General features: G+C 66.1%; 10 protein-coding genes. 4 read left to right on the forward strand and 6 right to left on the reverse strand.

The annotated features are described in order from the left end of the window. Window positions 1-345: 345 nt before the first annotated feature. Entirely contained in the window at window positions 346-1,539 is a 1,194-nt protein-coding gene (locus ADBZ5U_RS11785) for a Fic family protein (RefSeq protein WP_526265627.1), read from the forward strand. A gap of 146 nt (window positions 1,540-1,685) precedes the next feature. Here ADBZ5U_RS11785 and ADBZ5U_RS11790 read toward each other — a convergent pair whose 3' ends face one another. Beyond that, window positions 1,686-2,060 (reverse strand): hypothetical protein, encoded by a 375-nt coding sequence (locus ADBZ5U_RS11790; protein ID WP_526265629.1) that lies wholly within the window; start codon window positions 2,058-2,060, stop codon window positions 1,686-1,688. Between the two features lie 92 nt (window positions 2,061-2,152). After that, window positions 2,153-3,013, reverse strand: a complete 861-nt coding sequence (locus ADBZ5U_RS11795; protein WP_526265631.1) for a sulfotransferase family 2 domain-containing protein — start codon at window positions 3,011-3,013, stop codon at window positions 2,153-2,155. 25 nt (window positions 3,014-3,038) lie between these two features. Here ADBZ5U_RS11795 and ADBZ5U_RS11800 point away from each other — a divergent pair, with 25 nt between their 5' ends. The 3 genes from ADBZ5U_RS11800 to ADBZ5U_RS11810 are packed head-to-tail and all read left to right on the forward strand — an operon-like array spanning window position 3,039 to window position 6,186. Then, the gene (locus ADBZ5U_RS11800; protein WP_526265633.1) at window positions 3,039-4,034 is read left to right on the forward strand and encodes a nucleotidyltransferase family protein; all 996 of its coding nucleotides are present in this window, start codon (window positions 3,039-3,041) and stop codon (window positions 4,032-4,034) included. Beyond that, window positions 4,031-4,960, forward strand: a complete 930-nt coding sequence (locus ADBZ5U_RS11805; RefSeq protein WP_526265635.1) for an NAD-dependent epimerase/dehydratase family protein — start codon at window positions 4,031-4,033, stop codon at window positions 4,958-4,960. The genes ADBZ5U_RS11800 and ADBZ5U_RS11805 overlap by 4 nt, the downstream gene beginning before the upstream one ends. Then, entirely contained in the window at window positions 4,957-6,186 is a 1,230-nt protein-coding gene (locus tag ADBZ5U_RS11810) for a polysaccharide biosynthesis protein (protein WP_526265637.1), read from the forward strand. Before ADBZ5U_RS11805 ends, ADBZ5U_RS11810 begins: the two co-directional genes overlap by 4 nt. A gap of 3 nt (window positions 6,187-6,189) precedes the next feature. Here the strand turns inward: ADBZ5U_RS11810 and ADBZ5U_RS11815 are convergent, their stop codons facing one another. From ADBZ5U_RS11815 to ADBZ5U_RS11830, 4 genes are all read right to left on the reverse strand, one after another. Next, window positions 6,190-6,888, reverse strand: a complete 699-nt coding sequence (locus ADBZ5U_RS11815) for a glycosyltransferase (protein ID WP_526265639.1) — start codon at window positions 6,886-6,888, stop codon at window positions 6,190-6,192. Continuing rightward, window positions 6,888-7,631, reverse strand: coding sequence for a glycosyltransferase (locus tag ADBZ5U_RS11820; protein ID WP_526265641.1), 744 nt, complete (start codon window positions 7,629-7,631; stop codon window positions 6,888-6,890). Before ADBZ5U_RS11820 ends, ADBZ5U_RS11815 begins: the two co-directional genes overlap by 1 nt. After that, window positions 7,628-8,677, reverse strand: coding sequence for a hypothetical protein (locus ADBZ5U_RS11825; protein WP_526265643.1), 1,050 nt, complete (start codon window positions 8,675-8,677; stop codon window positions 7,628-7,630). Before ADBZ5U_RS11825 ends, ADBZ5U_RS11820 begins: the two co-directional genes overlap by 4 nt. Window positions 8,678-8,733: 56 nt before the next feature. Next, a partial coding sequence (locus ADBZ5U_RS11830; RefSeq protein WP_526265645.1) for a hypothetical protein occupies window positions 8,734-9,272 on the reverse strand: 539 nt, incomplete at its 5' end.

The following is a 9,272-nucleotide window of genomic DNA, read 5'->3' on the forward strand; positions in this document are numbered from 1 at the left end:
TGCCGGTAAGGCCGCCGACCCGGTCGAGGCGCTGGGCGCTGATACCAGGACCTCCAAAATCGAGGTCTCCATGCTCTGCAAAGATCTCGACACCGAGGTCGCCGGGGTGCACGACCGACATCAAGCAAGACCTCGCCGTGGGCCTGGCTGCTCAGCGGCAGGCCAGAGAACCGGCGCCGCTGAGGCTGAGGGCTATGCACGTCGTCAGCCCTCACTTTCGGGAGCCTCTAACGCGCAAATCCTTCAGCGCGGTGTTTACCTACTGCGCAATGCAACTACCCCCGCATCTACACCACCAGCGAGGTTACAAGGACAATATCCGACAAGTGGCTATAGTCAGACATTGTGGACTTGGCAATGTTCGTAAACGACACGTCTGGCTCGCTGGTGGATGTGACCGCACCGGACGGCAGTCCGGGCAAGGCGTTTGTGCCGGCACCTCTTCCCGACGATATGCCGGCCCTCAGCGCGTCGACAATCCTCGCAGTGGCAGAAGCACGGGCAGCACTTGCCGCGCTGGACAGCACGTCCGCCCAACTCCCCGACCCGACATTGCTCCGGGCCCCGACGCTACGCCGCGAGGCGCAGGCTACCTCTGCGCTGGAGGGTACCTACGCTCCCCTCAGGCAGGTGCTGACCGCTGACGCAGATGAACCCGCGACGTTGGATCTCGTTGAAATCCTGAATTACGAGCGAATGGCAAACTACGGGTTCGGATGGGTCGGAGATGGCCGTCCGATTACCACGGCTTTCCTGGAGGATCTCCACGGGATATTGATGCGGGGCACACCACTGGCCGGCGGTTCGGGACGGCTGCGAGACACCAAGGTGGTCATAGGCAAGCGGGCCGGCGGAGCGGCGCACAGCAACCCCTTGGCTGCGGCGCGTTTCGTTCCCTCCCCTCCGGGGGATCATCTGAAGGCAGGCCTCGATGGGCTCGTCGGGTGGATGCGGCAGGACCACCGTGCCCGGGTCGATCCAGTAGTGGCCACTGCAATGTCGCACTATCAGCTAGAGACCTTGCACCCGTTCATCGACGGGAACGGCCGGCTAGGGCGGCTGTTAATCGTGTTGCACCTACAAGCCATTGGGGTGCTCACCGAGCCCACGCTGACGGTTTCCCCATGGTTTGAGGCGCGGCGCACCGATTACTACGACCACCTTCTCGCGGTGAGCACCCGAGGAGACTGGGATCCGTTTATCCGGTTCTTCGCTGCCGGACTGCGAGCCTCTGCCGAGTCGACCCGCACGCAGATGCGGGCCTTAGTCGGGGTGCAAGCTGAGCTGGCCGACGTCGTTGGTGGCTCCAACCTGCGCTCGGCGAACGCACGTGCGCTGGTTGATCTGGCCGTCGCAAATCCATCGTTCACCGTGCGTCAGGTCGAGGCGCGGCTGGGTATCTCCTACGGGCGTGCAAACGCCTTGATCAGCCAGCTCATGGAGCTCGGAATTCTGGATGTCGTCGACGAAAAGGCTTACAAGAGGATATTTTTCGCGCCCCGGGTCATCGACGTACTCGCAGGCGAGAGCGGCCAATGAACAACTTCGCCCTCCTCCAAGCGGTCGGGGAGGCCTGAGCCTACGTCGACTGCGCTCGCGCCGAGAGTTACGCGCTCAGCGATCCGGCGCTGCCTGCGTCTATAGCCACCGCGCCGCACTCTGTGATGTGCGCGGGGCAGAGTCGGCTACGACTGGCCCAAACTGGGCCGGTAATTGGTGACTTCGGTCTCAGCGGCGAGCAACGCGCCCAGTTCGCCCTCCTGCTGCGCGACGAACACACCGATGACTTGCCGGCACAATTCCGGCACGCTCACCCCGCGCGCGTCAGCGATTCGCTTGAGTCCGACCACAGTCGTCGTGGTGACATGAAACTGCACAGCGAACTGACCGCAGGAACCATCCTCGGGCGGCAATCCCGGCCCCACGACGACGGGAATGTCCAGGGCGTACTCGCCGGCCTCGACATCCCGCCGGCTCGTCTCAGCGACATCGTCACCCCGAAACGGGACGTCTACCCGGCGATCCGGCGCCTGACTCCCGTCATCACCGAGGTAACTCACTCCGCCCACGTTAGACCGACAAGAACCCGAGACCGCCAAAAACCCTCCCCGCCACGATCGCGATTCCGCCGCGGGTCTTGTGGCCGGCCGGTTCACGTCTCCCGCTCATAGGCATCGACCCTGCGCCGCCACACGGCGCGTTCCAGGATCACCCCCAGCGATCGGGAGAGGCGCTGGTTCCGCCGCACATGCACCTCGCGATCGAAGGCCGGCAACCGCAGTGCGTCCTCGGCGGTGAATCCCGAAGGCGTGACGGGCCGGTACGTCGCACAGTGCGTCTCCAGGAATTCATAGTCGAGCGAATAGATCTCGCCGATCAGCGATTGAGTTACCGGCGTGAGAACGAACTGCTTCAGCCAATTTTCGGTCCGGTGCTTGTGCGGCATGGGCGCAGTAGGCGTCCCCGCAAGAGCGTCGAGTCGCTCGGTGACGATCGTCGGGAGATCGGTCAATTCCTCGGTTGTGACGCAGCGTGCCCCCCGCCAGTGTCGGAGCATCCAGGACTGCGGGGCCCAATGCGGATCGGAACGAAGCAGGACGTGATCACCCCGCAGGGCCTTGAGGAACGTGAGGAAGGACGCCTCCATTGCTTCCGGCGTTCGGAAGTCGCTGGGGAACCAGTTCTCGGAGTAGTACTTCGCCTGCCATGCCGCGGGACCGTCCACCAGTTTGTCCAACCAGCACGAGGCGATTCGATCAGCGGGGTCTCGGACAGTCGCCAGGCGAAGCTCGCCTTCTTCGACGGGAGTCTTCTCGCCGACGACGTAACCTTCCAGCCGCTTATCCAGGTGCGGGACCGCAGCGCCTGACGGATTCTCATCCGAGGTCCGAAGTGCGACGGCAAGTGCGTTGGGATGGCTGTGCTTCTCCTCCGAACCAAGCCGGACCTCCAAGTCGAGGAGGTAGGTCAGGACGCTGGTGCGGCCGGTCTTGGGGGTCGCGGCGATCGACACGCGAGACCGCGGGAATCGGTAGAACGTGGGCGACTCCTTCGCTTGGCGCGCACGCGACGATTCGTGCACAGCTTCGTTCTCACAGCAGGACCTTGTTGGACATGAAGCCCTCGGCTCGGTCCACTCCGACCAGTCTGCCGTAGTAGCGGGTCGCCGCATCCATGAACTCGTACCACTCGGCGCCGGCGCGTTCCCACTCGGTGCTGTAGCACTTCAGTGCCTCGATCTTCTGCTCCCAGGTGTCGGTGATGTCGCTGTCATGGATGCACTAATTTGTTGTCATGAGGGATCGGTCGTCGCCGAGATGATGGCGGTCATCCTCGCGGGTGGAAGGGGCACCCGCCTTGAGCCCTACACCATCTCCATACCCAAACCGCTCGTTCCGCTCGGTGATGTGCCGGTCCTGGAGATCGTCCTGCGCCAGTTGCGGGCCGCCGGGGTGACGCGAATCGTCCTGTCGCTGGGCCACATGTCCCCGGTATTCACCGGGTTTCTCCAGCGATGGAACCGCTCCCGTATCGAAATCGACTGCGTCGTCGAGGAAGAGCCGCTGGGTACTGCCGGTCCCATCGCTCTCGTCGATCGCCTCGACGACGACTTCATCGTCATGAACGGTGACCTGCTGACGACGCTGGACTACCGTCGCCTCTTCGAACTGCATACCGCCGGCGATGCCTGGGCGACAATTGCAGTGTCGCGTCGCGAGATGGCGGTCGACTACGGGGTAGTACGGCTGACCCCGGGTGGTGATCTGGCGGACTACGTCGAGAAGCCGGTGATCGGGTACGAGGTCAGCATGGGCATCAACGTTCTGTCTCGACGGTGCCTCGACTTCATCCCCCGCGGCCGGCGCTTCGACATCCCGGACCTGGTGCTGGCCCTGCGCGACGCCGGCAATCGCGTTGCGTGCCACCGAACCGACTGCTACTGGCAGGACATCGGGCGTCTTCCCGATCTCCGGCAGGCGACTGCGGACTTCACGTCGGCGCCGGAGCGTTTCCTCCCCGAGGATTCGGCGTGAACCGAGCCGTTCTCATCACCGGCGCAACGGGATTCGTGGGTTCACACCTGCTGAGAAAGCTTCGGGCAGAGCGGGATTCCCGGATCACCGGCTTCGGTCGCCAGGCGCCCTCGCACGGCTTGTGGGATGCCTTCGTCTGCGGTGACGTGACCGATCGTGAGGCGGTGTCACGAGCGGTCCGGGAATCCCGTCCCGACGAGGTCTACCACCTCGCCGGGATCACCCGGGGAACCGATGCGGAACTGGAGGCGGTGAACCTCACCGGCACCCGGCACCTGGTGGAGGCCGTCGCGGCGCACAGACCCGGTGCGACGCTGACAGTCGTGGGATCGGCGGCCGAATACGGCACGACGGCCGCGGTCCGCAGTCCGCTGGCCGAAAGCGACCGCTGTGAGCCGGCCGACGGCTATGGCCGGACCAAGCATGCCGCCGTTCTCGAGACCCTCGCCGCGGCGCAAGCGGGCCTTCGGGCCAATGTCGTGCGGCCGTTCAATCTGGTGGGCGCCGGGGTGCCCGACTCGCTGGTCGCCGGCGCCACCGTGTCGCGGCTACGGGACTGTGTGACCACCGGCACCGGGGTTGTGCGGATGGGAAACGTCGAATCGGTACGCGACTTCCTCGATGTCGGCGACGCGGTTGACGGCATGGTTGCCCTGGCCCGATCCGGCCTCACCGGAAGGGTCTTCAATCTCTGCTCAGGCCGCCCGTGCTCGATCCGTGAACTGGTCGACACCCTGGTCCGCATCGCGCACGCCGATGTGCGGATCGTCACGGACGACGTGCGTCCTACCGCGGCGGATGTCCCGATCAGTGTGGGAAGCCACTGCGCCGCAACGCATGCCTTCGGCTTCCGGCCGGCAACACCGCTCACCGACTCACTGCGGGCGGCGTGGGCGGGACGCCATCACGGCGCGGTGCCGTCATGACCCTCCCCGTCCCACTCGATCCAGCCGCGCTGGCGACGCTCGCGACAGGGCGGGACCAGTCACTGTTCGCCGACGACCTGGCCGCGTGTTCGCCGCGGATTCGCGAGGCGGTCCACGGCCGCCGGGTACTGGTGATCGGCGGAGCCGGCAGCATCGGCTCGGCGACGGTGCGCGCACTGCTGCCGTTCGGGCCTGCGCATCTGCATGTGGTGGACCGGGACGAGAACAGCCTCGCCGAACTTGTCCGCGACCTTCGCAGTGGTCGCAAAGCCCTTGGTCCTGAGTTGCGAACACTCCCGCTGGACTACGGCGCCCCGGTGATGCGACGGTTCCTCGGTGACGAGCCACCGTATGACCTCGTCCTCAATTTCGCCGCCCTCAAGCATGTCCGGTCCGAGCGGGACGTCTATTCGCTGACGCAGCTCCTGGAGACCAATGTCCTTCGGCAGGAACGATTCTTGGGTTGGATGGCCGAGCGCGGCTCGGCCGTCCGCTACTTCTGCGTCTCGACCGACAAGGCGGCCAATCCGGCGAGTCTGATGGGGGCGAGTAAGCGGGTCATGGAACACGTCATGTTCTCCGGCCTCCGGCCGATTCCGGCCGGATCGGTGCTGACCTCCGCCCGCTTCGCCAACGTCGCCTTCTCAGCGGGAAGCCTTCTGGAGAGTTTCCTGCGACGGATCGCCCGCCGTCAGCCCCTGGCAGTTCCGGCGGGAACCCGCCGCTACTTCGTCAGCCTCGAGGAGGCCGGGCAGATCTGCCTCATCGCTGCTACCGCTGTCCCCGGTCACCACATCGTGGTTCCGCGACTCGGGGAAGTCGACCTGCGACTACTCGAAGAGATCGCGGCCGGCATCATCGAGTGGTCGGGCTGGACGCCGTTGTTCGTCGATGGCGAGGATGCCGCGCGAGCGGCCATGGAGCGATTTCCGAGCACCCGCCGATACCCCATATCGGTTACAGCCCTTGACACTTCGGGGGAGAAGCCGACTGAGGAGTTCTTCGGCGAGGGCGAGTCCGAGGTGGACGTCGGGCTGTCGCGGATCGCTGCGATTCCTTACACCGGCGGACGAACGCAGGACGTGCGGGAGTTCCTGGGCGAACTCCAGGCACTCGTCGCCGGGGAACACCGGGCCACGAAGGCAGAGGTGGTCGAATGGATGCGTCGCGCGCTGGGCAACTTCGACCACGTTGAGACCGGCCGTCATCTCGATGGGCGCATGTGACGCTCAGGCGATCCCCGACCGCTTGCGGCGCAGCGCCTCCCGGGTGATCCTCAGAGCGGCTTGTCGCAGCGATGCGCTCTCGCGCAGCGATGAGTTGCGCCCGTGTATGCGGCGGTACCCCACCACGTCATCGATCAGTGTCACTCTCAGACCGTGGTCGCGGGCGCGCAGCCACCACTCCATATCCGAGGCCGGTCGGTAGCTGTCGTTCAGCGGACCCACCCGCTCGAACACCTCGGCTCGCACGAGTGCCACTCCGGAGAGATGGCCGCGCTGCGGGCCGGCGGGGGTCGGGAACCGCGACGCGACGTCGCTGGATAATTCGGGACTGACAAAACAGGAGAACATTCCGGCCGAAATGTCGCACGAAGCATCCTGCTCGAAGACATCCATCAAGGCGCGAATCGCATTGGGCGCCAACAGATCGTCGGCGTCCATGTGGAGCAGGAACCTCCCGTCGGCGGCTGCTGTTCCACGGTTGCGGGTGGCTGCCAGGCCCTCATCCGCGCCGTGAACGACTCTCAGTCGCGGTCCGAAGCCGCGGGCGATCGCGCCGGTGTTGTCGGTGGAACCGTCGTCGGCGACGATGACCTCGAGAGGGTCCCGGTCCTGATCCAGGACGCTGGCGATGGCCTCACCAAGATAGGACTCGGAATTGAAGGCGGCGATGATGACGCTGACCAGGTTGCCTTCCCTTGCCATCAGCCGGAGTCCTCCTCGGGTTCGAAGAACGTCGACAGCGGGGGAAGCGGCACCGCAGCGCTCCCGGACCGCCGGCGCCGGACAAGCGACTGGCGCAGCGCCTTGACGAGGGAGCGATCGACTGCCTCCCGGTCCCGCGTCAGGTTGGCGCTGTGCAGCCGGTATCGCATCACGATGTCCCGGTGGATCAGCATCGGCACCGCTTCCTCGCGGGCGCGCATGAACCAGTCCCAGTCGTCGGCGGGCGGCATCGCCTCATCCAGGAGTCCCACCTGATCGAACACCTTCCGGCGGAACAGGGCGGCCCCCATCACCAGGGCCAGGAGCTCATCGGTCAGTGTTGTGAACTGCTGCGGTGGGTCCTCGTCGCCCTGCGGGCGAAAGCAACTCAACTGGCCTATCACGATGTCGATCTCCGGATGGCGGTCCAGCCGGCCGGCCTGCAGGGCGAACTTGTCGCGGGTATAGAGGTCGTCGGCGTCCAACAACGCGATGTAATCCCCGCGCGCGAGGGCCAGACCGCGATTCCGGGCAGCGGCCGGACCACGGTTCTCCTGCCTGATCACCCGAACCGGGCCGCCGAAGCGTTCGGCGACTTCCGCGCTCCCATCGGTCGATCCGTCGTCGACGACCAGGATCTCCAGCGCCGGCTCGTCCTGCTCGAGCACGCTGTCGAGCGCCTCGCCGAGGAACTCGACCCCGTTGAACACCGGAATCACCACCGAGATGCGGCCTGCGGTCACGTGGAGGTCCCCCGGTCGATCAGGTCCGTGATCAACGCCGCCGCATGGGCGGGATCGGGTCCGAGCGCCAGTTCCCACGCCGGGAGCGTCGCAGCGATCGACGCCATCTGCGCCAGTCCAGTCGCACGGTTGCCGGTGGGCACCTGCATCAGGGTGCTGGGCGCCAGAGCGCGCAGCGCTGTCGCCGGGCCGACTGGCGAGAGCCGGCTCACCGGTTCACTCGACAGCCGCGGTACCACGATCCCGCGCAACGGAAATCCCCGGGAGACCGCTCCGGGCCGGACTTGGTCGGCGAAGACGACCGACTCGCCCTCGACGGTGAACGGTGATCGAGCGAAATCCTCTGCGAGGTCGGGCAACAGCGCTGCGGTTCGGGCGTCGCCCTTCGCGCTGAGGTACAGGCCGTGCACCCAGGGCCGGTCGGTGGCCTCGATGATGCAGCTGTCGTCGCCGGCGAAGTCCAGTCCGGCGGCAAGACACGCGAGCGAGGTCGTGGACTTGCCGGGACCGCTGCGGCCGGCGAGCAGGACGCCGCCGTGGGCGCGACCGACCGCGGCCGCGTGGGTGAACTGCAGGCCGTTGTCGGCCGCCCACCAGGTCAGGATGAATCGGAACGGCCCGACGGGTTCCCACTGTGCGGCACCGGTGGGGCGAGTGAAGCGCGTCCAGGCCTGATGGATTCTTCGGTCATAGGCGCGGAGCGTCCCGTCGGAGGCATTCCAATTCACCACGACGTCACCGTCGTCGAAATGCACCGTGCCACTGGACGGCCAACCGGCCGGTGGTTCCGGGATCGGGCCCGGCGCCGTCCAGCAGTCGATGGTCAGCGCGGGCGGGCCGTCGGGATCGCGGCGCAGATGACGAGTTGCCCGGCCGAGCAGATCGCCCTGTGCGGTATCGGCGTATCGCACCCGGACCGTGCGGCCCGCGATGCGCAGATGGTCCTCAGCCGCCGAGGTGAGGGCAGCGGCTTCGGCCCGTGCCTGTTCGAGGGCACCGGCGATCCATCTCTGCTCCAGACCGGGAAGCTCTCGCGCCGAGGTCAACTTGCTGCTCGACTAGTCCGGTCCGGGCTGTTTCGTTGAAAACGCAAGCATTGCCATCACGCTACATAACCGGAGATTTCGCGCCTGCGCCGCCTGGGCCGGCTGTATCTGATCGCCAGCACCGCAGCCGCGCGAATGACCGTTCGTAGAGCCCGGCGCACCACGTCGCGACGCGGACGCCCGCTGAGTTGGGCCATGCGCCACAGAAAATCCGGGGGCATGGCCGCGTCACCCTGAGAGCGCCGCGCCCGGTGGCGATCCCATTCGGTGACGACTGTCGCACCAACCGGCGGTCGGTGCACGGCGACCCAGAAAGCGGCGCGTTCGGACCAGTTGACCCGCCGCCCACTCAGTTCGTCGAGCACATACGCCGGAATTGGGGCGTCGAATTCACGGTAGAGGAAGCCCAGCCCGGAGGCGAGGCTCAAGGTCAAGCCTGACCGCTTCGTCCGCTCGAGTAGATACTCCCAGTCGATCTCGGCTTGGCCCAGAAGCACCACCGCATCCGAAATCCAACGAAGGCGCGGAGCGCCCCACATTTGGAAGGCGTTACCGATCGCGGATATCAGGCATTCGGTGGGCGACGGAATCAGGA

It is taken from the genome of Mycobacterium sp., from assembly GCF_040398885.1.
Taxonomy (GTDB): domain Bacteria; phylum Actinomycetota; class Actinomycetes; order Mycobacteriales; family Mycobacteriaceae; genus Mycobacterium.